The sequence below is a fragment of the Chryseobacterium sp. MYb264 genome (genome assembly GCF_035974275.1).
Taxonomy (GTDB): Bacteria; Bacteroidota; Bacteroidia; order Flavobacteriales; family Weeksellaceae; genus Chryseobacterium.
Window position 1 is genome coordinate 4,426,896 of sequence record NZ_CP142422.1, and the last position, 24,500, is coordinate 4,451,395.

Consider the following 24,500-nt stretch of genomic DNA (forward strand, 5'->3'; position numbering starts at 1 on the left):
CACGCTTTATCAAATTAACTTGTTGACTCTTCTTTACTTACTTGGATATTTTTACCTTTAAATTAAACAGACTCTTAATCTCCTGAGATTTTTCCCCAACTTTTGCAACTGATTCATAATATGTCTACTTTTGTTAGAGTCCGTGATAAAATTTTAAACGGACTCTTGGATCATGAACACGCAATCTCCTTTTTTAGATACGTTGTTAATGCTTCGCAAAGACGAATGCATTACTATTTTTACGGACATTCAGGAAATCTCAAAAAAAGAGGAGCAGGATGCCGCAGATTATTTTGAATCGGAGTTTGAAAAAGAACGTCTCGAATTTCTATCGGATAAGATAATTTGTGATAAAGAAACTGCCGTTTGGGCGGCAAAAGTGCTGTATCACAGTGCACAGTTACATCTTATGAGAAAAGGGACAGGAAAAAATTTGGAAAAACTGATTCCAAAATTTAAAGGAAAAAAAGATGTTTCATCCATGTTGTCGTCTGATCTTTCGTTGAGGTTTTTACCACAAATTATTATCGTTCTTCAAAATGCAGATCCTGAAGATGCTTTGGTAAAAATGTTGGAAGAAATACTATTCCAATTTCATTATTCAGGAATTGGATATGATCTGAATCTGGAAAAAATAAATTGGGAAGAAGAACTGAAAGATAAAACCTACCGAAAACTGTATCTTGAAAGAATTGTAGAAAAAAAGGCCTATCAGCTTGCTGAAATTCCTTATATCAATCAGTTATTGATCGCCGAATTTGGAATGTATAAAGATATTTTCTGGAGAGAATTAAAAAATGTGAATATTTAGTAGTAAAAAATACGCTTTTTGCTTTCAAAAAAATAAAAAATTAATGACTCAGAATATAGAAAAATTAAACAAAGTGCTGTCCTACGTAAAAGACACTTTTGTTGGAAAAAATGATGTCGTAGATCTATTGGGAATCTGCCTTCTGGCAAGAGAAAACGCCTTTTTGTACGGTCCTCCGGGAACGGCGAAATCTGCGATTGTAAGAACATTGGCCAATACCGTAAAAGATGGCAAAAACTTCGAATACCTTTTGACACGTTTTACCGAACCCAACGAAATTTTTGGTCCTTTTGATATCCGAAAATTAAAGGAAGGCGAACTATTGACGAATACTGAAGGAATGATGCCGGAAGCTTCAATGGTTTTTCTGGATGAGATCTTCAATGCCAATTCAGCGATTTTGAACTCTCTGTTGATGGCTTTGAACGAAAAGATCTTCAAAAGAGGAAAGGAAACCAAGCAACTTCCTGCCTTAATGTTTGTTGGCGCAAGTAATGTTCTTCCCGAAGATGAAGCGCTGAATGCTTTGTTCGATCGTTTTTTGATCAGAATTAATGTAGATTATGTACATCCTGATCTTCTTCAGCAGGTACTTTTAGCCGGAAGAAAACTGGAAAATCTTGTGGAAACAGAAAGTCCGGAAATTTTAGCTCATGAGATCAAAGAACTTCAGGGTTTGTGCAGAAGTATCGATTTAAAGCCTATTTATGAAGTGTATTTAAACACGATTATCAGTCTTAGAAATACAGGAATTGCTATTTCCGACCGTAGAGCGGTGAAGTTGCAGAATCTGATTGCTGCAAGTGCTTTGATTTGCGGAAGAAATGAAGCCATTCTATCTGATTTATGGGTGCTGAAACATATTTGGGACACCGAAGAGCAGATTGAAATTTTGGAAGGTATCATTAACAGGACGATTGAAAAAGATGAAAACCCTCAGTCTCATCCTCAGGCATTGCAAAATAAAACGCCGAACCCTGAAGAAGTAATGAAAGATGTTAAAGTTTTAATTGAAAAGTGGGAAAGCGGAGCATTAAGTTTTGAAGAGCAGAATGTTATCAAAGATAAATTAAGATACCTTCAAACGCGTTGCGACTGGATCAAAAATCCTGAACAGAAACAATTTATTCAAAAAGAAATTGAAAGTCTATGGCAGAAGATTCTCCAAAGTGCATAAAAGAATATTGGGCAGAATTTCCGCGTTCGTCTGAAGATTTTCTGGGCTCGATTCGTGACTGGAAAAATGTTCAGATCGCGACGGATGATGAGATCATCTGGCTCAGAGGTTTTACCGAAGAGCAGGCAGTTTCTTCGGAGCTTCAGCAGTTGCCTGATTTTTTGCTTTACGAATTACGAGACGGACTTTTATTCAGAATAGAAGCTTTGGTTCCGAGTAAAAAAATACGAACAGGTTTGCTTTGGATGTCGATTCATAAAGCTTTGCAGCTTACTTTTCCTCCTTCCAATCAGAATTTTTTTGGTATTGACGGGAAAATTGAAATTAAGCTAAAACCAAGCGAAGAAGAGCAGCCGGCAATCGCTTTGTTATGTTCAATGAAAGATATCAAAGAGATGTTGATTGCTATGCCAAAATTTAAATTGGAAAAAATCAACTGGATTGTTATTCATGATAAAGCTTTATTCATGGGAAATCCTTTGTTGAGCTTTCCGGGAAAAACATTTTGGCTGAAAAACGATCATCTGTTGCCGACAGGCTCTGATTTTGAATTTAAAAACGTAAGCACTTTACTGCAAAAAAAATATAATGAAGAACGCGGCAAATGGCTTTTATGGAACGAAGACGGAAGTTATCTTTCAATCGATAAAAATGATTTTCGAAAATTGTCCGTAAGCTCATTTCGCCTCACTGAAAAATCACAGGAATGGATATAAATCAATATTTCCAATCGTATGAAAATTATTTCTGGGAATGGACGACTGATGAAGACGTTCCCGATGAATCCGGCTATCATGAAAACAACCTTATTTCGATCCCGAATATAGGACCGATTGCGTATAGAGCGTATGTGATCGAAGTTTTGAAAATGTTAAAGGTAGGTTTTCCGAGTTTTGGTTCTCTGCTTTTAACTTTGTATGCTACGCAAGATGGGTATATTAATTTTAATGATGCATTGGCTCCGACAAAGAATTTTTATGGCGACGGAGACACTGTAAAAAAAACGGTGAATGTAACGGTTGATTTTCTTGAACGCGTAAAAAGCTTAGATAACGTTTATAAAAAAGGTCAAAACAGAATTACCCTTTTACAAACCTTGTTTGGAAGCGTTTATCTTAGATTGTCACCTGGGAATTCTGAATTGATTTTAGGAAGATACCGAAAAAGAGCACACAAGATCAGTGAGAGTGCGGTAAAAAAATATGCAACGCCAAATTTTGTTTACAATGATTTAAGGATTTTTGAAAGTTTAAACATAAAATTTCCTACAACACAGTCTATTATTGATGCATTGCAGGGTAAAATTGATGATCTTGAACTGGAAGATGAAATTGCCGAAGATGAAGCGACTGTAGAAAGTGGCGGAGATTTCATTCAGGAATTGATAGAAGAACCAAAAACATTTCAGGTAGGAAGTTTAATTAAACGAATCTGGAGCGGTTTAAAAATTCCGATGAAGCATCTTTCACCTGGGAAACAGCCCATTGGAGGCGTTTCTGATATGACAAATAAAGGTGAACTTCACAGAATGCTTTTGTCTGAATTTGCCAATGAAGATGAGGTTTTCATGAGTAGAATTGCCAATAACGAGGCATTGTACATTCAAAGGGAAATTCCGCCTGAAGAAAATATTTTTGAAAGAATTATTTTAATTGATACTTCCCTGAAAAATTGGGGAACGCCAAAAGTTTTGTCTTTTGCGTCCACCATTGCAATCATCAAACATCCGAAAGCACACACAGAATGCAAAGTTTTTGCTTTGGGTAAAAATATCACGCCGATGTCTCTGGATAAAGTGGAAGAAGTGGTTGAAAATCTGAATCAGGTGAGTGGTTTATTAGACGTTTCACCTGCACTGAACGAGTTTTTCAGTAAAAAGCATTCTGAAAAAGATCTGGAAGTTTTCTTTGTTACGAATGAGGAAAATGTAACCAATCCCAATCTTCAGAAAGTAATTCAGGAAAATCGCGATCAGCTGAAATTTATTGTCACGACTTCTCCCAATGGCGAACTGAATTTTTATAAACATCATAACGGAGCCAGAAAACATATTCAGAAAATTATCTTGCCGTTGCAGGAATTATGGGCAAATACTCCAAAGAAAAAAGCGGTTCAGAATAATAATGCTCAGAAAAGTGGATCCAAAACTCCGGTTCCGTTGAATTATCCGGTGCTGTTTCCAACGCCGAAAAGCAGAATTGCCACTTTTTTATATGAAGGAGAATTTTATATTCTAAGCAATAAAAAACAGCTGCTGCGAACGTATTTGTCAGACAATTATTACAACAAAAATATTTATGTAAGTTCTAGAATTCATCGTGGTTCAGAGGTTTTGGTTGAAAATATTTCCATAAAACCGAAAGGACAGTTTGCGTTGGCTAAAGATAAACAGGGAAGTTATATTATTTGCCAGTATCAGCCGGATAAAAAATTACTTTCAAAACTAAATGTGATAACCGGAGAATATTCTGATCTGAATGTAACAGGACAAAATATTCCGTTGAACTTTAATCTTATTTATTTTAACCGAAATTTTTATCTGCATGAAGATGATTTTCCGATGATTTTTAAAATCAATATTGAAGGTAAAATCTCTATAGAACAGGTAGAAAATAATGAAGAAATAAGCCGACGATTTATCCGAAATACCGCAGAGCTGGCGAGGCTTCATAATGGTGGAGAAAATATTTTGAGCAATTTCGGAATCATAGGAATTAACGAAGCACAAGAATTGGTGGTTTCCAAATTGGCATTGTCGCGTAGGTTTGATAATGTTTATAGTTTTAATAAAAATATTACAGATTTAGACATTATAGCCAGCCAGAATAAGAACAAATATACTTTTGGAGACGGCAGCGAAATTATCACTGATACGCGTGGAATGCTTACTTTTAAAAGCAGCAACAAGCATATTCCTACTTTTTATATACCTTCCACGCAATACGGTTATCTCGCGTTGGCAACGGGAAAAGATTTTGGCGGTTCAGAATATTACCTGCCGAAAAATACACAGTTGAAGATTAAAGAAATGGACGAAATGTATACGGATTATATGAAGAATTTCATTAAACATATTTTGGATTATGGAACTAAGAATTAAACCTTTTCCGAAAAACAGCTATCCGAAGAAAGGAATTTTGATAAAAGGTTCTTCGCCTTTGCTATGGTTTCAGGAAATGGAAGGATTGGGAATTGATCTGAATGAGGTGAAATCTTTTGCGATTCCGTCTGATGAACCGAATATTTTATACGGTTGTTTTCTGATTTTCAATGGCTCTGCTCCCAATGAAATTGGAAGGAATGCTTATTTTCAGTCGGTTGATGATCGATTGTTTATTCCGGAAAACACAATTTTTTATCCACAGATTTTACCTGAAGAATGGAAAACCGCCGGCTCGGAATATCTCATTATGCATCCCGATTTCGGTTTGGTTAAATTATCAGAGCAGATTGATTGGATGGAAGTGATTCAAAATCCTGTGTTGGACTTATCTAAAGTTCGGAAACCTTCAAATGGAGTTAAAATTCCTTCCGAAATTCAGAGTTATACCGTGGAAATGGATGATGAGAAAGTGTTGGAAGCATTGTCAAAACCAAAAACCGATGAAGAATGGATGAAAGATTTGCCATTCGATTTGAAAAAGGTACTGGCCGGAAATAAAAAAGAAATTGAAAAATATTTAAAATATATTGAACAGTATCCTGAAAGAATTGTTGATCTGGGAGTACCGTTAGATGTGATGGGAACTTCGCGCGGCGATGGCTTTGAAAAGTTTCAGTTTGGAGGAAAAATGTTTGGCGGTGGCGGATTTTTGGGCAATCTTTTCGGAGGAAATGGAAAAAATATCTTTGGAAATCTTTTCGGCGGAAATAAAAATCCGGACGGTGCTTTTGCTGAAGAAAATGGTTCAGGAAAAAGAAGTTATTTCTGGATATTTTGGGTGATTTTGATTGTTTTTTCTGTGGTAAGATTAATCATTAAAGTGAATGACAGTTCCTCAAATGAAGTGCTTGGGAATTCTGAGCATACCAATGCAGGAACCGTTTCGCCTATACCTCAGGACGCCTTGATTTTCCAATCCGGAGTGACTGAGATTGATATGAAAATTGACTCCATTTATGGTAAGCAAAGGAATGAACTTTCAAAGGAAATGAACAAAACACGAAATGTGTATGCCAATAATAATGATGCCATGATAGAAGATCATCTTCACAGAGGTGGCAGAAAAATTGAGAAAGTAGAAGACGATGTTTTCTTCCTTAAAAACAGAATGAAAAGATCAAAAGATTCTTTAAAACAAATATATCGTGAGAAAATTATAAATGAGATTGAATCAAAATCAAAAAATATTCAAAAAGAAATTTCAGATTCAATTAAAAAATCGAGCAACGGAAATCCTGTTGATAAAGCTGTGGTAAAAAGCGTCTGGAACAAAAAACAAATTTTAATGATCGATTCTTTAGGACGTTTTTACGGAACACTTGAAGAACCGGATTTACCGATTATTCACGATTCTAAGCTGAGAACCAATGATGCGGAAAATATTCCTGAAGAAAAAGGTTCTACGTTTATGGAGATTATCTGGTTGATTATTTTCATGGTCGGTGTTGTGGGAATTTTAAATCTTTTGGTAGCAAAAAATAAAATTGATATTGGCGGAAGTAATGTTCCGGTGGGTGTGAAGGTTCTATTAATGACGATTCTCGCGGGTATGATGATCTACATTTTTTATCCTTTGGTGGAAATGTTTGGTTACAACTGGTTTGTAGTTTTGCTGATCTGCTGCGTGATGGCGCTTCTTTATCATTTGTTCCGAAGAGATAAAACGATTTTAAAATCCAACAAAAATGAATAAGCAGAAGTTTACAGAAAAATTTATCGGAGCCTTTTGCATCTTGGTTCTGATTAAAATATTAGCCATTCTGGCTGAACTTTTCCATAAAAATTTCTGGGAAGTGGTGGGAACGCTGTTTCTATTCCTTGTCGTGGCGGCGATCTGTTTTCTGGTCATTGCCTTGCAGTCTAATAAAGAAAAAACGGATAATTTCGGAGGGCGTGGCGGCAGAAGCATGGCAGGCGGCAGTTCGTATGTGGAAACTTCGGTTTTCGACAGAATCCATAATATGTACGAAGATCAGGCCCGGAAATTTATTGAAAATAACGATTACCGAAGTGCCGCAAAAGTATATATCAATCTTTTGAAAGATAATTATCGAGGAGCAAAAACCTTGGCTGATGGCGAATTATATAACGAAGCGGCTGTGATTTACCTTAAAAAATTAAATAATAAGTCGGATGCTGCCGATTGTTATGAAAAAGCAAAGCAGTACAAAAAGTCGATTGAATTATATAAGGAATTGGGACAGAAGGAAAAAGTGGGTGACTTGTATCGCGAAATTAACGAGGTTGAGAATGCCAACAATTATTATCAAATGGTGGTGGACGATTATGTAAAATACAGTCAAATGGTAAAAGCATCTTTGGTTTACCGTAAAAAAATGGAAAAGCCGGAAGCTGCTCAAAGAATTTTATTGCAAGGCTGGGAGGAAAATAAAGATACCTTTAACTGTCTGAATAATTATTTTGCCAATATTTTTGATGTTAAAGATCTCGATGTTGCCATTCGTGAGGTGTATAAAAAAACGCCTTCCGAGAAAAAGTCGATCTATCTGGATGCAATGAAACATGAATTTAAAAAAGATGTTCGCTTACAATCAACCACCCGAAATATTGCTTATGAAATTATTGCTGAAAAAATTAAGACCCATTCTGAAATTGTCAATGAATTGAAACATTTCAATCCTGAGGATGAGGTTATTCTGAAGGATATTTCAAGATATAAAATGAATAGAAATAAAATATTTGGGCATTAACTTTTAAAGATAAAAATTGACAAATAATCAAACTTATAAGCTTGGCGATTCATACAACTGAAATCGCCATTTTTATTACCCGTCCCACTGAGAATTATGATTTAATTAGTCATTCCTTAAAAACCAAGTAATATTTTGATTATCAGTTTTATGCACTTATATTTCGTAAAAAATCGTTGTAAAAAATTGCAATAAATTGTATTTTTAGGATATAAAAAGTGGCAAAATGTTAGGCAAAATAAGAGAGGATTTACAGCAGAATTTATTCAAGACCAGGCTTACGGAGCTTATTAATATGGAGCATCCGGTGGTAAAATTAGCTGGGGAGATTTCCTGGGATAAAATGGAGTCAGAGTTTGAGAAATTATTTTCAGAAAACGGAAGACCTTCTATTGCTATCCGTAAAATAGCAGGAATGCTTTTGCTCAAGGAAATGTTTAAAGAAAGTGATGAAAGTGTAATAGAGAGATGGATTGAGAATGCGTATTGGCAATATTTTACCGGAGAAACCTTTTTCCAGACAGAGCAGCCTTTCGATCCGAGCAATTTTGTACACTTCAGAAAAAGAATTGGAGATAAGGGTTTGGAATTTCTTTTGGGACAAAGCGTTTCTCTCCATCCCAAAGCCAAAACAGAAGATGAAGTTCAGGTAGATACGACGGTTCAGGAGAAGAACATTACCTTTCCTACCGATGCCAAATTAGCAAAAAAAGTAATCGACAATTGTAGAAAAATAGCAGAAAAAGAGAGCGTTGTACAAAGACAAAGCTACAGAAGAGTGAGCAAACAATTATTGCGGGACGCTTTTTTTGGACATCATCCCAGAAGACAGAAGAAGGCAAAAATGGCGAGGAAAAAGCTCAGGACGATTGGTAAAAGAGTTCTTCGGGAATTGGAAAGAAAACTTCCTAAAGATGTTTTGAAAGGCTACGAAGACGTTTTTAAAATTTACCTTAAAGCACTCACCCAAGAACGTACCACGAAAGATAAAATTTACAGTCTTCACGAGCCACAAGTTGCGTGTATTGCGAAAGGAAAATCGGGAAAAGCATACGAGTTTGGGACAAAAGTAGCAGTAGTAAGAGGTCGGAAAACAGGGATCATCAGCTCGGTAAAGAGATTTTCTGGCAATCCTCACGATAGTAAAACTCTTGAAGAATCATTGGCACAGAGTGAGAGGGTAAGAAAATCCGTTGGCGGAACAAGACCTACGAAAGCCACTACAGACAGAGGATTTAAAGGAATCAAAGAAGTGGAAGGAACAGCAATTTTGCTTCCCGCAAAAAAAGAAAAAACAAAATATGGGCAACAAGTAGCCAGATTAAGATTCCGGGCAAGAGCAGCCATAGAACCTTGTATCTCTCATTTAAAAAGAAACCACTCCTTAGGATTAAACTTCCTGAAAGGAGTGGCTGGAGATATTAATAATGCATTATTAGCAGGGATTGGATACAATTTGAAGATGAGATTGAATCAAATCAAACAACAAATTCTTCTTTGGCTCGAACTTGTTCTCCGAATCTTTTTAGGCAAATATAATTTTCAAAGTCAAAAAACAGCTTTTTAAGGAGCGACTAATTAGTCATTCCTTAAAAACCAAGTAATATTTTGATTATCAGTTTTTATGCACTTATATTTCGTAAAAAATCGTTGTAAAAAATTGCAATAAATTGTATTTTTAGGATATAAAAAGTGGCAAAATGTTAGGCAAAATAAGAGAGGATTTACAGCAGAATTTATTCAAGACCAGGCTTACGGAGCTTATTAATATGGAGCATCCGGTGGTAAAATTAGCTGGGGAGATTTCCTGGGATAAAATGGAGTCAGAGTTTGAGAAATTATTTTCAGAAAACGGAAGACCTTCTATTGCTATCCGTAAAATAGCAGGAATGCTTTTGCTCAAGGAAATGTTTAAAGAAAGTGATGAAAGTGTAATAGAGAGATGGATTGAGAATGCGTATTGGCAATATTTTACCGGAGAAACCTTTTTCCAGACAGAGCAGCCTTTCGATCCGAGCAATTTTGTACACTTCAGAAAAAGAATTGGAGATAAGGGTTTGGAATTTCTTTTGGGACAAAGCGTTTCTCTCCATCCCAAAGCCAAAACAGAAGATGAAGTTCAGGTAGATACGACGGTTCAGGAGAAGAACATTACCTTTCCTACCGATGCCAAATTAGCAAAAAAAGTAATCGACAATTGTAGAAAAATAGCAGAAAAAGAGAGCGTTGTACAAAGACAAAGCTACAGAAGAGTGAGCAAACAATTATTGCGGGACGCTTTTTTTGGACATCATCCCAGAAGACAGAAGAAGGCAAAAATGGCGAGGAAAAAGCTCAGGACGATTGGTAAAAGAGTTCTTCGGGAATTGGAAAGAAAACTTCCTAAAGATGTTTTGAAAGGCTACGAAGACGTTTTTAAAATTTACCTTAAAGCACTCACCCAAGAACGTACCACGAAAGATAAAATTTACAGTCTTCACGAGCCACAAGTTGCGTGTATTGCGAAAGGAAAATCGGGAAAAGCATACGAGTTTGGGACAAAAGTAGCAGTAGTAAGAGGTCGGAAAACAGGGATCATCAGCTCGGTAAAGAGATTTTCTGGCAATCCTCACGATAGTAAAACTCTTGAAGAATCATTGGCACAGAGTGAGAGGGTAAGAAAATCCGTTGGCGGAACAAGACCTACGAAAGCCACTACAGACAGAGGATTTAAAGGAATCAAAGAAGTGGAAGGAACAGCAATTTTGCTTCCCGCAAAAAAAGAAAAAACAAAATATGGGCAACAAGTAGCCAGATTAAGATTCCGGGCAAGAGCAGCCATAGAACCTTGTATCTCTCATTTAAAAAGAAACCACTCCTTAGGATTAAACTTCCTGAAAGGAGTGGCTGGAGATATTAATAATGCATTATTAGCAGGGATTGGATACAATTTGAAGATGAGATTGAATCAAATCAAACAACAAATTCTTCTTTGGCTCGAACTTGTTCTCCGAATCTTTTTAGGCAAATATAATTTTCAAAGTCAAAAAACAGCTTTTTAAGGAGCGACTAATTAAGAAAAAGATTTATCTTTGCGCCAATATAATTATGACAATACAAAGAGCACATATCAGTTTAAATCTATGCGATCGCCCTGCAGTAAAGGGATCGTTTGGATATGAATGGATGATATCAGATGAGGCGAAATGTGCTTGCTTTGGAAATTATTTACAATAAACCCGTAAAAATTTTATCAAGATACAGTAAAAACGCCTCGGTTGCCGGGGCGTTTTTTGTGTTTTTAAGGCAGAAATTATTTAGAATGAAAAAAAATAACCATAAAAGTGAAAATTATTTATACAAAAATGAACAATTAATAAGAAAATAAAGCGTGATCAATAACCCGATGAGAGACAGTCATTTAGGTATTTAAGACATCTGTAAAGTATTGCGGACGGAAATTCTCTATTCTAAAAACAAAGTTTAATTTATTGATTTTCAAATAGTTAATTAAAAAAATAAATTTGCGAGTTAAAAAATTTCATCCTTACTTTGCAACCGAAAATTGAAAGCAACAAGTTTTCAAGCCTTTCAAAAGAACTTTTTTTAAAACAAGAAAAATAAAATGAAACAATTACATAACATATCTAATTTACCTTCAAGACAACGCGGTGTAGAACCGATGGGGCAGGGGTATGCTTGTATTATTCTTCTTGATAGTGAATTTGTGGGAAAAAGGTGCTTATATAAATGGGTCAGCTAATGTAGCGACACGTCTAAAAATATAAAGCGCCTCCCAAAAAGAGGCGCTTTTTTTTATGGTTTCTTTAGCTTATTTGGTAAAGCGTCGGTTTGTGGCACCGGAGAATAGGGTTCGATCCCCGGAGATACCCAAAGAAGTGAATGGTGAATAGTGAATTTTGTTTCACAAGTGAATTTAAAAATTGACAAGCAAAGCGAATTGACGCTTCACTATTCACTAATAAATAATCTCATAGCTCAATTGGATAGAGCGTCGGTTTACGACACCGAAGGTTGAGGGTTCGAATCCTTCTGAGATTACAAAATAATCTCATGGCTCAAATGGTTAGAGCACCGGTCTTTTAAATCGGGGGTTGAAAGTTCGAATCTTTCTGGGATTACCAAGGTTCCGTAGCTCAATTGGATAGAGCATGGGTTTTCTAAACCCAGGGTTACAGGTTCGAAATACGAAGTATTCGTGAATACCATAAAAATAAAATATGAAATTCATGAACAATCCTGTCGGAATCACAAAAACGGAGAGTAGGCAAATATTGGTTTGTTGCGGCTTACTGCTAATGAGTTCTACGACAGTAGTGAAGGTTCAATTCCTTTGCTCTCCGCAAAAAAGGTTTATTGAGGTAATGGCTAACCTGCCTGACTGTCGCTCAGGCACTGCGAGTTCGAAATGCAAAGCATTCGTGTACGCAAATAAAAAAATATAGGCGATGGTGAACAATCTCGCATAGACCGCAAAGATTCACGGAAAATTTCGGATCCGACTGTCTCTCGGAGAAGAATTGAAAGTGAATCTACAAAACTGGAAAGATAACGGTGGTTGGTTACCCGTCTTGGACGCGGGAGGTCGCAAGTTCGAATCTTGCTTTCCAGACAGTTTGCTCCATTCGTCTAATGGTTTAGGACGGCTGCCTTTCGAGCAGTAGATAAGAGTTCGATTCTCTTATGGAGTGCAAAAGATTTCGTAGCTCAATGGTAGAGCGCTGGTCTGTTAAACCAGAAGTTGAAAGTTCGAGCCTTTCCGGAATCGCAAAAAACTAAATGTTAATTGTTTCAAAAGAGAAAAAGAAAAGGTTTGTCGAGAGCAGAAGATCTTTACGCCAAAAACACGATATAATATAGACAAGCTTTTTCTTAACTCAATTAAAAAACAAGTAATAATAGGCTGGAAGATGGATGGTGGAAGTTTTAAACATAATATAAATTTTTAGGTAAAATAAAGTTTGTCAAAGCGCAGGAGTTCTTATATCAAACAAAAATTAAGACAGACTTTATTTTTTAATAGAATTTAAAGATGAAATATTATCTAAAGACTATCAACTATCAACCAACAACTAGTTGCAAAAAATGATGGTTCGCCGAAGTGGAAGAGTCGGGGCGGTCTGCAAAACCGTTGTGAAAACTGAGTGGGTTTTGAAATGTGAAACATTCGTGAATTCAAAATAAAAAATAAAAAGGTTATGAACACTCCCATGACCATCTCAAATAACTAAAATGAGATTAGTTCCGAAGAAAAAGAAAAAGTTTGTCGAGCGAAGAAGTTCTTATATCAAACAAAAAATTAAAGACAGGCTTTATTTTTCTTCACAAGAAAGAAGTTAGATGCTAGAAATTAGAAGTTAGAGATTTAGTATGATCTAAAAACTATCAACCAGCAACTATCAACTAAAAATCCGGAAGTACGCCGAAGTTGGAGAGTCGGGGCAGACTGACATGAGGAACGAATTGAACGATTCCTAAAAAAATAAATAGAAAAAACAGAGTTAAAATCTGTTGTTTCATTGCTGAGTAGGTTCGAATCCTACTACTTCCACCAACACCGCTGATAATGTAATGGCAGCATGCAGGAAATGTACTCTTGTTGTTCAGGTTCGACTCCTGGTCAGATGGTCAAAAAAAGTGAATGGTGAATAGTGAATTTTGCTCCGCAAGTGAATTTAAAATTGACTGCAAAGCAAATCGACAATTCAGAATTCACACAAAAATGCTCTATTCGTCTAACGGTTCAGGACGCCTGCCTTTCGAGCAGAAAACAAGGGTTCGATTCCCTTATAGAGTACTGGTTAAATGGGAACGAGAAAGGTTTTGTCAAGCGCAGAAGATCTTTACAAAAAATTACAGGCATAGTTTTATAATAGACAAGCCTTCTCAGACCTAAAATATAAGTAATGAGTAATGTGCAATGAGTAATTATTGCGATGGTTATAATGAATTATGAATTTTAAAAATAATTTTTTATTACTGATTACCAATTACTCATTACTTATAAAATCCGCGGGAATGGTGGAAATGGTAGACACACTTGATTTAGGCTCAAGGTTTTGGGGGTTCGAGTCCCTCTTTCTGTACAAAATATAAGTAATAAGTAATAAGTAATAAGTAATAAGTAATCAGCAATGAGTAATTATAAAGCATGATTTTAATATTACTAATTACCAATTACCAATTACTCATTACCTATAAAACTTGGAAGAGTGGTGTAGCAGGTCTGCACGTTAGTCTGAAAAACTAAAGGTACAGGTTCGATTCCTGTCTGTTCCGCAGAATATGAGCAATAAGTAATGTGCAATGAGTAATTATGAAACATGATTTTAATATTACTCATTACCTATTACTCATTACTTATAAATTGATTCATAGTGTAATTGGTCAGCACACAAGACTTTGACTCTTGTTGTTCAGGTTCGAAATGCAGAGCATTCGTGAATTCATTAAATAAAATATAAAATTCATGAACAATCCTGATGAATCAACGAAAAGATGAATGATCAAAGGTAAATTTTGCTTCGCAAGTGAATTTAAAAAAATTGACAAGCAAAGCGAATTGACTATTCACAATTGAAATTATTAACAAATAAGTATTTAAACAAACATGTAGAAAAAATGGAAACGCAACAACAAACATGGCAGAACATGACGGGAAAAATTTTCCAACACTCTATCACACAGTTGGTAGAAGAAGCCATCATCCGCGAACAGGCAAATGGGCACCGACTGAAAGTGTGTGTGGGTTCAGACTCCCACGTTTACGGTGATGCCATTAATTATGCTACGGCAGTTGTCTTTATTCGTGAGGGAAAAGGAGCGTTTACCTTTATCAGAAAAGAAAGAGAAATACAGAATATCAGTATCAAAGAGCGAATGCTGAACGAGGTGAACAAATCCGTGGAAATCGCTTATGCCATTTGCTCTATTCTGGAAACTTATGATGTGGAAATGGAGGTACACGCAGACATTAACACCGACCCGGATTTCAAATCCAACGTCGCTTTGAGAGACGCTATGGGATATATTCTGGGAATGGGATATGTGTTTAAAGCAAAACCTTACGCATTCGCAAGTTCAAATTGTGCTGATATGATGGTGTAAAATAGCTGGAAGCGGGATTTAGGATGCAGGAAGTTTAAAACGCTTCGATTACTTCCAGCTTCCATTCAAAAAAATAAAACAATGAAAACAATTTTAATCATTAACGGAGAAAAATACTGGAAAGATTATTTTGCAGGATTTAATGTGGTTCAGAAGAAAGTTCAGACCTCAGAATTTATTGTAAAAGATGCTGAATTATATGTGATTGATGCAGATGGAGCCTGCAAACCGGATGTGATTTTTTGGAGATTGGGAGCGATAAATCCTGAAGCAAAACACAGAAATATTTTAGAATTAATCGAATATTCAGGAATTCCTTGTGTAAACTCAGCTTCAACATTATTAATGGGTTACGAAAGATTATCAATGTTAAACAGATTGAAAAAACTAGGATTACCTGTTATTGATTTTAATGTAGCAACCAATACAGACCAATTGAAAAATCTGGAAATGCAATTTCCTTTTGTGGTTAAAGTTGGAAATCATCACGGTGGATACGGAAAAAGTCTGGTTTCGACTGAAGAACAATGGGAAGAACTGAAAGATTTGCTGTTTATCCATCAGGATTATGTGACGACAGAGAAATTTATTAATTATAAATATGACATCCGTTATCTGGCTGTAAATGATAAAGTTTGGGCAATGAAAAGAAAAGGCAAATATTGGAAAGCCAATTCTTTAACCCAAGAATATCAAATCATCGAGCCGGAGAAAGAATGGATAGAAAAAGTAAAACTGTTACAGAAAAACATTAAAGCAGATATTGTTGCGATTGATGTTCTGGAAACAGAAAACGGAGAAAAAGTGATTTTAGAATACAATGATATTCCCGGACTTTCAGGATTTCCTGAAGATGCAAAGCTGGAATTAGCGAATATTGTAAAAAGTAAATAAAATAAAGTAATGGAACTCACAAAAAGATTATTATTTCTGGATGATATAAGATATCCGAACGAGGCATATCAATATACCAAGCAGGATATTTTCCTCAGAAAAGATTGGCATATCGTTCGAAATTATGAGCAGTTTGTCAATAGGATTTTGGAAAAAGGACTTCCTGAAATGATCTCTTTTGACCACGACCTTGCTGATGAACATTATTTGGAACCGAATTCTCAGGAATTTGTCGAAAAAACAGGCTACGATTGTGCAAAATGGCTGGTAGAATATTGTATGGATAACTATCTAGACTTACCAAAATTCTATTGCCACTCAATGAATCCTGTGGGAAAGGAAAATATTGAAAGCTTTTTAAAGAACTTTAAAAATTTGTAATGAACATTTTTAGATTAATTCAAGATATAAAAACGCATTTAAAACTAAGTTTTGATGAGGCTGACCGATGGTTTGATAAAGATAATGAAACGTTGAATTTTCAGCCTTCAAACGGAGGTTGGACGGTTCGACAGATTTTAGAACATATTTATCTCACAAATTTTTATTTGTTGATTCTCATTGAAAAGGGTTCAAAAAAAGCAATGCGGAATCATCTCGATCTTGATTTAAATCTTGAAATAGAAAATTATACTTTCGATCAGGAAAAGTTTGAAAAAGTAGGTGAGTACGGTGCTTTTGAATGGATAAGACCCGAACACATGGAACCGAAAGGAGAATTGAATTTAACTGAAATCAGAAGTTTAATTTCTCAGCAATATCATCAATGTTTACATTATTTAGAGTTGATGAAAAATGGCGAAGGTCTTCTCTGTAAAACGACAATGACAGTGAATGAATTAGGGAAAATCAATGTGTATGAATACATTTATTTCCTTTCACTTCACGCTCAGAGACACGTTACTCAGATGAAAAATAATGAATTAGAAACTATTAAAAATTAAAAGAAATGATTTTCAAAACATATAACTCTATAGAAAACGCTTACCAAGCCCGCGTGATCGATCAGATCAGGATGCATGGGTTTGGGGATGAGGTTTTTATTGTGCAGGAGAAGGTTCATGGTGCTAATTTCTCTTTCTTTACCGACGGAAAGGAGATTAAAATCGGGAAGAGAACCGCTTTCATCGAAAAGAATGAAAAGTTCTTCAATGCACATCAGATTTTAGAACATTACAGAAAAAATGTAATGGAAGTTTTCGAAAAGATGAAAACGATGCATCCCGATATTGAAACTGTAGTGATTTACGGTGAATTGTTCGGTGGCGGTTACAAACATAAAGAAGTGGAACCTGTAAAAGATGCAATAAAAGTTCAAAAAGGTATTGAATACGCACCTCACAATGAGTTTTACGCATTTGATATTAAGTTGAATGGAACTACTTATTTGGATACAGATTTAGTTAATCAAATTTTTGAAGAAACCGGATTTTTCTATGCAAAGATTTTGTTTCAAGGAACTTTGGAAGATGCTTTAAATTATCCGAATGTTTTCGATTCTAAAATTCCGACTTGGTTGGGATTGCCTGAAATCGAGAACAATATGTGTGAAGGAACCATTGTGAAAACTTTGAAAACCAAATATTTTGGAAATGGTTCAAGAGTCATTTTGAAAAATAAAAATGAAAAATGGGTCGAAAAATCTAAAGTGGTAAGAAAACAGAATAAAACTGTTCACAAGCAAATCAACTTTAGCGAAAAAGCTCAAAATATTTGGGAAGAAATCCAAAAATATGCAACTGTAAACAGATTAAATAATGTGGTAAGCAAGATTGGTGAATTCGAACCCAAAATGATTGGGAAAGTAATCGGTCTTTTTGCACAGGATATTTTAGAGGATTTTGAAAAGGACTTTCCAGATATTTTCACAACCATAGAAAAAGAAGAACAAAAAAGAATCAATAAGAAATTGAATTCTTTGGTGATTGATATTGTAAAAGAAGAATTAATTACAGCAAAAGTTTAGTTTTAATCTTTAAGAACTAAAATATTTTCAAAGTCGTAAACCTGAAAAACTTTTGTGATTAAATTTATTAAAATGAAAAAAATAAGTACATTATTCAAAAAAGATATACATAATTTAGGAAGAGTTATTAACGAAATTAATCCTAAAAACAACTGGGTTTTTGATGGGAAAGCGATTGCTACACAAAAGTTTGATGGTTCTGCGTGTGCAGTGATCAACGGTAAATTATTCAAAAGATACGATGCTAAGAAAGGAAAAACAGCTCCAGCAGGTGCAATTCCGTGTCAGGAAGCAGATCTTATTACCGGTCATCATCCGCATTGGGTAGCGTGTGATATGAATAAAAAAGAAGATCAATACTTTTGGGAAGGCTTCAACGCTTTGGCTGAATTGGGCAAGGTGGAAGATGGAACGTACGAACTCATTGGCGAGAAAATACAAGGAAATCCTGAAAATATTAAAGGTCATTTATTGGTAAAACATGGAGATCATATTCTTAGTTTGGAAAGTTTGGATTTTGAATTTATCAAGAACTTTTTGAGCAATCCTGAGAATAATATGGAAGGTATTGTTTTCCATCATCCCGCTGATCATCGTATGTGTAAGATTAGAAAGTCTGATTTTGGCGTGCGCAGAAAAGAGGTAAAAGAACTTGTTGTTTAAAATAAAGATTAAGTTTCGGTAATTCATTTTATCGAAACTTTTTTACGTGTTAAATTAAACCATAAAATTTTCCATCGAGTTTGTCATTCCGTAGGAACCTAGTCATGCAAAAGGGAAAATATGGTTAATAAAAAATTAGAAAAAATGTTACAAGCAGAAATAAAAAGTCTTTTAAAAGAAGACATCAGCATATTAATAAAAGTTCCAAATTCAGCAAAACACTATCTGTGTGATTGCGGTGAAGCGAGTTTGTTGACGGTGAAAGAAGTTCAATCTGTTTCGGCGGTTTTCATCAGTCATACTCATATTGATCATTTTTCAAATTTTGATGGAATTTTCAGACATCAGATTGGAAGCGGCGAAAAAATCGTGATTTGCGGACCGAAAAATATTCATCAACAAATTGAAGCAAGATTAAAATCTTACACATGGAATTTAATTGATGAAAATGCGATTGAATATGAGATCCGAGAAATCGTTTCAAAGGAAGAAATTAATGTTTATCAACTTCGTCCGCCGCATTGGAATCTTGAATTTTTAAAAACTCAGAATTTCCTTTTTGAAAATGAATATGTGAATGTTGATTTCGCAATTTTGGATCACAAAACAGATTCTATCGCTTATTTATTCAAGGAAAAAGATTCAGTGACTTTCAATGAAAACGGTTCTGAATTTAAGAAAGGAAAATGGATCAGCGAATTGAAAACTGCTTTTGAAAATAATGATTCCGACAAAGAAATTGAGGTTGAAAAAACAGTGTACAAAGCTTCTGAATTATTTCATTTATTGACAAAAAATATTGGTTATAAGCTAGGAGTCATTATGGATCATTCCGTTAGTGAAGACAATTATGAAAAAATCAAAACGGTTTTCAAAGAAGCGGATTTGGTCTATATCGAAACATTTTATAAAGATGAAGATCAGGAATTTGCGAAGATCAATTATCACAGCTTTGCATCTGCATCCGGAAAAATTATGAATGAGTGTAAAGTAAAAGATGCGATTCCAATTCACTTTTCAAGACGATATGTTGAAAGTGATAAACTGGAAATCGAAACGGCTTTTTATAAAGCGTTTCAAAGAAATTAATTAAAAATATGTATTAAACTAAAACTGCAAAAGTTACGAAAGAATTTATTCATTAAACACTCAATTTGTCATTCCGGTAGGAATCTAAGCAAAGTTTTTAGAATAAAGATTTTAACAATCAACATTTAGATTCTTTCAGAATGACAAATATAACGTTTAGCTTTTGTCGTTTAAAAAACAATTAAAAAAATGAAACCCAATATATTTTTCACAGCAGACCATCATTTTGGTCACGAAAATATTATAAAATTTTCCGAAAGACCTTTTGGGTCTTTGGAACAAATGAACGAAGAACTCATCAAAAGATGGAATGAAAGAATCGGCAAGGACGATACGGTCTACCATTTGGGTGATATGAGTTTAGGTAAACCAGATTTCACAAAAGAAATTTTGGATAAATTGAATGGAAATATTCACCTGATAAAAGGTAATCACGAAGGAGCAGCTCTGACTTATCCTAAACGATTCGCTTCGATCAGAGATTATCACGAATTGAAAATTGATGAGCCTGAGAACAGCACTGGTAAACAAAAAATCATTCTTTTTCATTACGCCATGAGAACCTGGAACGGCTCACACCGAGGAGTTTGGCAACTCTACGGTCATTCACACGGAACTTTGCCGGATGATGAAATGGCTTTGAGCTTCGATGTCGGTGTAGATTGTCATAATTTCTATCCAATTTCTTACGAAGAAGTCAAGGAATTGATGAAAAAGAAAAAATGGACGCCTCCTTTTGCTCCAAGAAATTAGTAAGCTGGAAGTCTGAAGCTGGAGGCTGGAGGTAAATTGCGCACTGCAAAAACTTCCCTCTTCCCGCATCCATCTTCCAACCTTTAAACCAAAAATTATGAAAACAACCAATGAAATTGTAATCATCGATTTGGAAGCCACATGTTGGGAAAACGACAGAATTCCCGCCGGACAAAAAGTCGATATTATAGAAATAGGAATTTGCGAATTAAACAGAACAACACAGGCAATTTCCAAGAAACAAAGCATTTATGTAATTCCTGAAAGGTCTAAAATTAATAAATTTTGTACAAATCTGACCGGAATTACGCCGCAATTAATTGAAGAAAAAGGAATCTATTTCGAGGAAGCCTGTGAGAAAATCAGAGATGAATATGATTCAACTCAGCTTACCTGGGCAGGTTTTGGAAATTTTGATAAAGAACAAATCATGGAGCAATGTGATTATCTCGGCATTGAAAATCCGTTTTCCGAAAATTATATCAATGTGATGTATCAATTCAAAAATTATATCGGATTCCATAAAATGATGGGTTTAAAAAGAGCCCTGAATTATATGAATATGGATTTTGACGGCAATCATCACAGTGGAGCAGACGATGCTTACAACGCCGCCAAAATTTTGAGGGAAATTTTGCGGTGAATTTGGGCTGGAAGTCTGAAGCTGGAGGCAGGAAGTAAATTAAACACTGCAAAAACTTCCATCTTCCAACCTTTAACAATTAAATATTACAACAATGAAAACAACAGACAATATATTAATTATAGACCTCGAAGCAACGTGTTGGGAAGACCGACCGCCGAGAGGACAGGAAAGTGAAATTATAGAAATCGGAGTTTGCATAATGGATGCAAAAACCGGTAAGATTTCCAAAAATGAGGGAATTTTAGTGAGGCCTCAATACTCGAAAGTGAGTCCGTTTTGTACGGAACTGACTTCTATTACCCAGAAAATGCTTGATGATGAAGGCATTTTACTGGAAGACGCATTAGATATTCTGAGAGTAGAATACGATTCTGAAAACCTGACCTGGGCAAGTTACGGAAACTATGATTTGAACATGCTTCAAAATCAAGCAAGAAGATTTCATGTAGACTATCCGTTGAGTGATGATCATATCAACGTGAAAACGTTATTCGGAGAATTGCATCCGACGGTTCGCAAAAGTGTTGGTATGGCAAGAGCTTTAGGTGAACTTAATCTCAAACTTGAAGGTACTCACCACAGAGGTGTGGATGATGCCAAAAATATTGCGAAAATATTGCATTGGTGTCTGCAGCAATAATGTAACAATTTAGCAATCTAAAAATGTAACGATGACTTCCTTTTGAAAAGGGAGTTTTTTTATTGATATGACACAGGAAAATGGAGCGTTAAGAAAATTAATTCTGTGAACGTTAAGAAAATTCTACTGTTTGAGCGCGAGACAAATATTTAATCGAAGACCAAATATCAAATTCGCGCGAGTTTTAGAATTTTTAGAGAATAGAAATAATTTTTAGCGGAAGTTTCCAAGTCTTGAACTTTTGTTTCTTTTGTTTCAAGACAAAAGAAAATTAATAAAAAAAATACAACGCAAAAACATTGCGCAATTCCCTTTTTACTTTGCATTATCAAAATAAAACAACACTAAAATTTTGAAAAACAGATTTTAGTCAAAATATCAGGCAGGTCTTGTTGGGTGTTTCTGTACAGCACTATTGCAGGAGAATTTGTTGAGAAACATGATTTCGTTCTGTTCAGCTTGACCTGAAGGTTTGAGGAGTTTGCCAAAAAACTTCTACCATGTGCTATGGGTCGGAGGTTCAAATCCTTCTATTTCCGCAAGGGAATATAACTCAGTTCGGTTAGAGTAATAGCTTTTTTTGGATGCGTGGGTTCGACTCCCACTCTCGTTATGCACGGGATAGCTCAGTTGGTTAGAGCACTACATTTTTAACGTAGGTTGAAAATAGACTCAAAATCTATTTTTTTTCGAGTTTGAATATTCTTATTAAAAATATTCATGGAAAAGTCTGGGATGTTTTCAGTTGTTAAATCAACATTTTGAAAAAGCCTGTAAGAAAAGATGTTTTCTGAAAATGAAATCGAGAGGAAGAATTAATAATTCTTGGATGAATTTTCTAAAAAGGACGGTTTTCCGCGTGAGCGATGGTAACGGATACCCCGCAGTGAAGAGCGAAAGCGATGAACGAGGAGTAGAAGTGAACGTAGCGACCCAAGCTGCTGGTAAAGCGATGGCGAGGGACACGCCCAAAATCTGACTCATTAGAAACTGAATTTGAAAATTAAAATTCCGAACTCAATGAATTTTTCTGAATTGCTTTCCTTCCGCCGTTTTTGGAAGAAGAGATTCCGGATTTTCCTTTTTTATTGAAATTAATAACCATTTAAAATAGTAAAACGATGATAAAGAATGTACAAATTAAAGCGTATGAAACAGGTTTGGTTTTCAAAAACGGAAACCTGATTGAGATTTTGAGAGAAGGTAATTTCTGGATTTTCGGAAGTAAATCTGTGGAAATTTATGATATGAAGTCTTTGTTTAAATCTAATACTGATCTTAATCTTTTATTGAAAAATGAAAGCCTGAAATCTCTATTGGAAGTCGTTGAAGTAAAAGACGGAGAAATCGTTCTGATGTACGAAAATGGTATTTTCAAAGAAGTGTTGAATGTTGGTCAGTATGCTTTCTGGAAAGGAATTATGAACAGAGAATTTCAAAAAATCGACTTAACGAAAGTTGAGATCACCGAGAAAATCTCCAAAACAATCCTTGAAAATATGAAGTTGAAAAATTTCGTAAGAAAGTTCATAGTAACGAATCAATATAAAGGTATTTTGCTGATTGATGGAAAATTAATCAAAATTCTGGAAGCCGGAACGTACTATTTCTGGAACAACGAAATTTCCATCGAAGTAAAATCTGTTGATACAAGAATGCAGCAAATGGAAATCGCGGGTCAAGAACTGTTGACAAAAGATAAAGCGATGCTTCGTATCAATTTCTATGTGCGTTTTCAGGTGGAAAACATCGAAAAAGCGTTGATGGAAAATAAAGAATATGATAAGCAATTATATATTCTGATGCAATTGGCTTTGCGTGAATTCGTTGGAGCTTTGACATTGGATGAATTGCTTGTGAAAAAAGATTCTGTAGGAAAAGAAATCCTTGAGAATCTGGGAAACAAAGCCGAAGATCTTGGTTTGAAAGCTTCCGATGCGGGAATCAGAGATGTTATTTTGACGGGAGAAATGAAGGAAATCATGAATCAGGTTTTGATTGCCGAGAAAAAAGCGCAGGCGAACAGCATTATGAGACGTGAAGAAACCGCTTCCACAAGAAGCTTGCTGAATACAGCGAAATTAATGGAAGAAAACGAAACGCTTTGGAAGCTGAAAGAAATGGAATATATGGAGAAAATCGCCGACAAAATTGGAGATATCACCGTTTCCGGAAACAGCAATATCGTTTCTCAATTGAAGGAAATCTTCGCAAAATAGAAACTAATAACCATTACTATAGAGACGGGTTTTGTGAAAGCAAAGCCTGTCTTGTTTTTTTATATAAAGAATTAATAATTTTTTTGTTTTCCCACAGATTTCTCAGATTTACACAGATCGAATTAAAAAAGCTCAGATTAATTTCATCAAAATCTGCGTAATCTGCTAAATCAGCGAGAAATGAAATGTTTTATTTTTTCTCCAGCCATTCCTCATAAGAAAGCACACCCAATTCCGGTTTTCCGTTACCTTCCAAAATTGAGATAAATTCTAATTGATTTCCATCGGGATCATTAAAGTAAATTGCCAAAGCAGGCATCCATGCGAAAACCATCGGCTGAAGATTCCCGTCTTTTAAGAAATTGTAAGGTTTTAAATTTTTATTTTTTAAAAACTCAACAGAATAATTCAAAATATCTTCTATATCAGCGGTAAAAGCAAAATGTCTGGTCTGCAAATTTTCTTTCTGCTCCCATAAACCCAACATCGCTTCTTTATTTTTTCCAATCCATAAAAAAGCAATCGGACGGGTTTCGTCTCGGTGAGCCAATTCCAATCCTAAAACTTTTGTATAAAATTCGATTGCATTTTCCAAATCACTTACTTGAACATGCGTTTCATATAATCCTCTAATCATAGTTTAAAATTTTAATGAAACAAA

Annotated in this window: 20 protein-coding genes and 12 tRNA genes; 31 read left to right on the forward strand and 1 reads right to left on the reverse strand. The window is 35.2% G+C overall.

Translation table 11 applies throughout. The features are described from left to right. The first annotated feature begins 172 nt into the window (after positions 1–172). From VUJ46_RS19320 to VUJ46_RS19470, 31 genes are all read left to right on the forward strand, one after another. On the forward strand, positions 173–811 hold the full coding sequence (locus VUJ46_RS19320) for a hypothetical protein (RefSeq protein WP_326982323.1): 639 nt from the start codon (positions 173–175) through the stop codon (positions 809–811). Between the two features lie 43 nt (positions 812–854). Next, on the forward strand, positions 855–1,988 hold the full coding sequence (locus VUJ46_RS19325; RefSeq protein ID WP_326982324.1) for an AAA family ATPase: 1,134 nt from the start codon (positions 855–857) through the stop codon (positions 1,986–1,988). After that, complete coding sequence (locus tag VUJ46_RS19330) at positions 1,961–2,704, forward strand: hypothetical protein (protein WP_326982325.1); 744 nt, start codon at positions 1,961–1,963, stop codon at positions 2,702–2,704. Before VUJ46_RS19325 ends, VUJ46_RS19330 begins: the two co-directional genes overlap by 28 nt. Beyond that, entirely contained in the window at positions 2,695–5,088 is a 2,394-nt protein-coding gene (locus tag VUJ46_RS19335; protein ID WP_326982326.1) for a hypothetical protein, read from the forward strand. The genes VUJ46_RS19330 and VUJ46_RS19335 overlap by 10 nt, the downstream gene beginning before the upstream one ends. After that, complete coding sequence (locus VUJ46_RS19340) at positions 5,072–6,844, forward strand: APC family permease (RefSeq protein ID WP_326982327.1); 1,773 nt, start codon at positions 5,072–5,074, stop codon at positions 6,842–6,844. The genes VUJ46_RS19335 and VUJ46_RS19340 overlap by 17 nt, the downstream gene beginning before the upstream one ends. Further along, on the forward strand, positions 6,837–7,862 hold the full coding sequence (locus VUJ46_RS19345) for a hypothetical protein (protein ID WP_326982328.1): 1,026 nt from the start codon (positions 6,837–6,839) through the stop codon (positions 7,860–7,862). Before VUJ46_RS19340 ends, VUJ46_RS19345 begins: the two co-directional genes overlap by 8 nt. A gap of 226 nt (positions 7,863–8,088) precedes the next feature. Then, positions 8,089–9,429 (forward strand): IS5 family transposase, encoded by a 1,341-nt coding sequence (locus VUJ46_RS19350; protein WP_326981209.1) that lies wholly within the window; start codon positions 8,089–8,091, stop codon positions 9,427–9,429. Positions 9,430–9,562: 133 nt separating this feature from the next. Next, the gene (locus VUJ46_RS19355) at positions 9,563–10,903 is read left to right on the forward strand and encodes an IS5 family transposase (protein ID WP_326981209.1); all 1,341 of its coding nucleotides are present in this window, start codon (positions 9,563–9,565) and stop codon (positions 10,901–10,903) included. 764 nt (positions 10,904–11,667) lie between these two features. Beyond that, positions 11,668–11,735 (forward strand) — tRNA-His (locus tag VUJ46_RS19360). A 94-nt stretch (positions 11,736–11,829) separates the two neighbouring features. Beyond that, positions 11,830–11,903: transfer RNA gene (locus VUJ46_RS19365), tRNA-Arg, on the forward strand. A gap of 6 nt (positions 11,904–11,909) precedes the next feature. Beyond that, positions 11,910–11,986, forward strand: a tRNA-Lys gene (locus VUJ46_RS19370). A gap of 1 nt (position 11,987) precedes the next feature. Next, positions 11,988–12,113: transfer RNA gene (locus VUJ46_RS19375), tRNA-Arg, on the forward strand. Positions 12,114–12,120: 7 nt separating this feature from the next. Beyond that, positions 12,121–12,205: transfer RNA gene (locus tag VUJ46_RS19380), tRNA-Ser, on the forward strand. Positions 12,206–12,402: 197 nt separating this feature from the next. Further along, positions 12,403–12,474 (forward strand) — tRNA-Pro (locus VUJ46_RS19385). 6 nt (positions 12,475–12,480) lie between these two features. Further along, positions 12,481–12,553, forward strand: a tRNA-Glu gene (locus VUJ46_RS19390). Positions 12,554–12,558: 5 nt separating this feature from the next. After that, positions 12,559–12,630 (forward strand) — tRNA-Asn (locus tag VUJ46_RS19395). Positions 12,631–13,275: 645 nt separating this feature from the next. Next, positions 13,276–13,416: transfer RNA gene (locus VUJ46_RS19400), tRNA-OTHER, on the forward strand. Positions 13,417–13,586: 170 nt separating this feature from the next. Continuing rightward, positions 13,587–13,659 (forward strand) — tRNA-Glu (locus VUJ46_RS19405). A 215-nt stretch (positions 13,660–13,874) separates the two neighbouring features. Continuing rightward, a tRNA-Leu gene (locus VUJ46_RS19410) sits at positions 13,875–13,948 on the forward strand. 120 nt (positions 13,949–14,068) lie between these two features. Next, a tRNA-Phe gene (locus VUJ46_RS19415) sits at positions 14,069–14,141 on the forward strand. Between the two features lie 342 nt (positions 14,142–14,483). Then, positions 14,484–14,969, forward strand: a complete 486-nt coding sequence (locus tag VUJ46_RS19420) for a ribonuclease H-like YkuK family protein (protein WP_047438062.1) — start codon at positions 14,484–14,486, stop codon at positions 14,967–14,969. Between the two features lie 81 nt (positions 14,970–15,050). Beyond that, on the forward strand, positions 15,051–15,863 hold the full coding sequence (locus VUJ46_RS19425) for an ATP-grasp domain-containing protein (protein WP_326982329.1): 813 nt from the start codon (positions 15,051–15,053) through the stop codon (positions 15,861–15,863). Positions 15,864–15,872: 9 nt separating this feature from the next. After that, positions 15,873–16,244 carry a cyclic-phosphate processing receiver domain-containing protein gene (locus tag VUJ46_RS19430; protein WP_326982330.1) on the forward strand — a complete coding sequence of 124 codons (372 nt, stop codon included), beginning with the start codon at positions 15,873–15,875 and terminating at the stop codon, positions 16,242–16,244. After that, entirely contained in the window at positions 16,244–16,807 is a 564-nt protein-coding gene (locus VUJ46_RS19435) for a DinB family protein (RefSeq protein ID WP_326982331.1), read from the forward strand. The genes VUJ46_RS19430 and VUJ46_RS19435 overlap by 1 nt, the downstream gene beginning before the upstream one ends. A 5-nt stretch (positions 16,808–16,812) precedes the next feature. Then, the gene (locus VUJ46_RS19440; protein WP_326982332.1) at positions 16,813–17,829 is read left to right on the forward strand and encodes an RNA ligase, Rnl2 family; all 1,017 of its coding nucleotides are present in this window, start codon (positions 16,813–16,815) and stop codon (positions 17,827–17,829) included. 72 nt (positions 17,830–17,901) lie between these two features. Next, complete coding sequence (locus tag VUJ46_RS19445) at positions 17,902–18,492, forward strand: RNA ligase 1 family protein (RefSeq protein WP_326982333.1); 591 nt, start codon at positions 17,902–17,904, stop codon at positions 18,490–18,492. A 144-nt stretch (positions 18,493–18,636) separates the two neighbouring features. Beyond that, on the forward strand, positions 18,637–19,581 hold the full coding sequence (locus VUJ46_RS19450) for a peptidase (RefSeq protein WP_326982334.1): 945 nt from the start codon (positions 18,637–18,639) through the stop codon (positions 19,579–19,581). A gap of 189 nt (positions 19,582–19,770) precedes the next feature. Beyond that, positions 19,771–20,334, forward strand: a complete 564-nt coding sequence (locus tag VUJ46_RS19455) for a metallophosphoesterase (RefSeq protein WP_326982335.1) — start codon at positions 19,771–19,773, stop codon at positions 20,332–20,334. A 97-nt stretch (positions 20,335–20,431) separates the two neighbouring features. Further along, the gene (locus VUJ46_RS19460) at positions 20,432–20,977 is read left to right on the forward strand and encodes a 3'-5' exonuclease (protein WP_326982336.1); all 546 of its coding nucleotides are present in this window, start codon (positions 20,432–20,434) and stop codon (positions 20,975–20,977) included. A 94-nt stretch (positions 20,978–21,071) separates the two neighbouring features. Continuing rightward, positions 21,072–21,620: a 3'-5' exonuclease gene (locus VUJ46_RS19465; protein WP_326982337.1), complete on the forward strand. Its 549-nt coding sequence runs from the start codon at positions 21,072–21,074 to the stop codon at positions 21,618–21,620. Between the two features lie 1,121 nt (positions 21,621–22,741). Further along, positions 22,742–23,839 (forward strand): slipin family protein, encoded by a 1,098-nt coding sequence (locus VUJ46_RS19470; RefSeq protein WP_326982338.1) that lies wholly within the window; start codon positions 22,742–22,744, stop codon positions 23,837–23,839. Between the two features lie 190 nt (positions 23,840–24,029). On the opposite strand, the gene VUJ46_RS19475 is transcribed toward VUJ46_RS19470, so the two are convergent. Beyond that, the gene (locus VUJ46_RS19475; RefSeq protein WP_326982339.1) at positions 24,030–24,476 is read right to left on the reverse strand and encodes a VOC family protein; all 447 of its coding nucleotides are present in this window, start codon (positions 24,474–24,476) and stop codon (positions 24,030–24,032) included. Between the last annotated feature and the right edge of the window lie 24 nt (positions 24,477–24,500).

Bases quoted from the DNA above. Each gene is read 5' to 3' on its own strand.
- VUJ46_RS19320 (WP_326982323.1), top strand. From the start codon at position 173: ATGAACACGCAATCTCCTTTTTTAGATACGTTGTTAATGCTTCGCAAA.
- VUJ46_RS19325 (WP_326982324.1), top strand. From the start codon at position 855: ATGACTCAGAATATAGAAAAATTAAACAAAGTGCTGTCCTACGTAAAA.
- VUJ46_RS19330 (WP_326982325.1), top strand. From the start codon at position 1,961: ATGGCAGAAGATTCTCCAAAGTGCATAAAAGAATATTGGGCAGAATTT.
- VUJ46_RS19335 (WP_326982326.1), top strand. From the start codon at position 2,695: ATGGATATAAATCAATATTTCCAATCGTATGAAAATTATTTCTGGGAA.
- VUJ46_RS19340 (WP_326982327.1), top strand. From the start codon at position 5,072: ATGGAACTAAGAATTAAACCTTTTCCGAAAAACAGCTATCCGAAGAAA.
- VUJ46_RS19345 (WP_326982328.1), top strand. From the start codon at position 6,837: ATGAATAAGCAGAAGTTTACAGAAAAATTTATCGGAGCCTTTTGCATC.
- VUJ46_RS19350 (WP_326981209.1), top strand. From the start codon at position 8,089: ATGTTAGGCAAAATAAGAGAGGATTTACAGCAGAATTTATTCAAGACC.
- VUJ46_RS19355 (WP_326981209.1), top strand. From the start codon at position 9,563: ATGTTAGGCAAAATAAGAGAGGATTTACAGCAGAATTTATTCAAGACC.
- VUJ46_RS19420 (WP_047438062.1), top strand. From the start codon at position 14,484: ATGGAAACGCAACAACAAACATGGCAGAACATGACGGGAAAAATTTTC.
- VUJ46_RS19425 (WP_326982329.1), top strand. From the start codon at position 15,051: ATGAAAACAATTTTAATCATTAACGGAGAAAAATACTGGAAAGATTAT.
- VUJ46_RS19430 (WP_326982330.1), top strand. From the start codon at position 15,873: ATGGAACTCACAAAAAGATTATTATTTCTGGATGATATAAGATATCCG.
- VUJ46_RS19435 (WP_326982331.1), top strand. From the start codon at position 16,244: ATGAACATTTTTAGATTAATTCAAGATATAAAAACGCATTTAAAACTA.
- VUJ46_RS19440 (WP_326982332.1), top strand. From the start codon at position 16,813: ATGATTTTCAAAACATATAACTCTATAGAAAACGCTTACCAAGCCCGC.
- VUJ46_RS19445 (WP_326982333.1), top strand. From the start codon at position 17,902: ATGAAAAAAATAAGTACATTATTCAAAAAAGATATACATAATTTAGGA.
- VUJ46_RS19450 (WP_326982334.1), top strand. From the start codon at position 18,637: ATGTTACAAGCAGAAATAAAAAGTCTTTTAAAAGAAGACATCAGCATA.
- VUJ46_RS19455 (WP_326982335.1), top strand. From the start codon at position 19,771: ATGAAACCCAATATATTTTTCACAGCAGACCATCATTTTGGTCACGAA.
- VUJ46_RS19460 (WP_326982336.1), top strand. From the start codon at position 20,432: ATGAAAACAACCAATGAAATTGTAATCATCGATTTGGAAGCCACATGT.
- VUJ46_RS19465 (WP_326982337.1), top strand. From the start codon at position 21,072: ATGAAAACAACAGACAATATATTAATTATAGACCTCGAAGCAACGTGT.
- VUJ46_RS19470 (WP_326982338.1), top strand. From the start codon at position 22,742: ATGATAAAGAATGTACAAATTAAAGCGTATGAAACAGGTTTGGTTTTC.
- VUJ46_RS19475 (WP_326982339.1), bottom strand. From the start codon at position 24,476: ATGATTAGAGGATTATATGAAACGCATGTTCAAGTAAGTGATTTGGAA.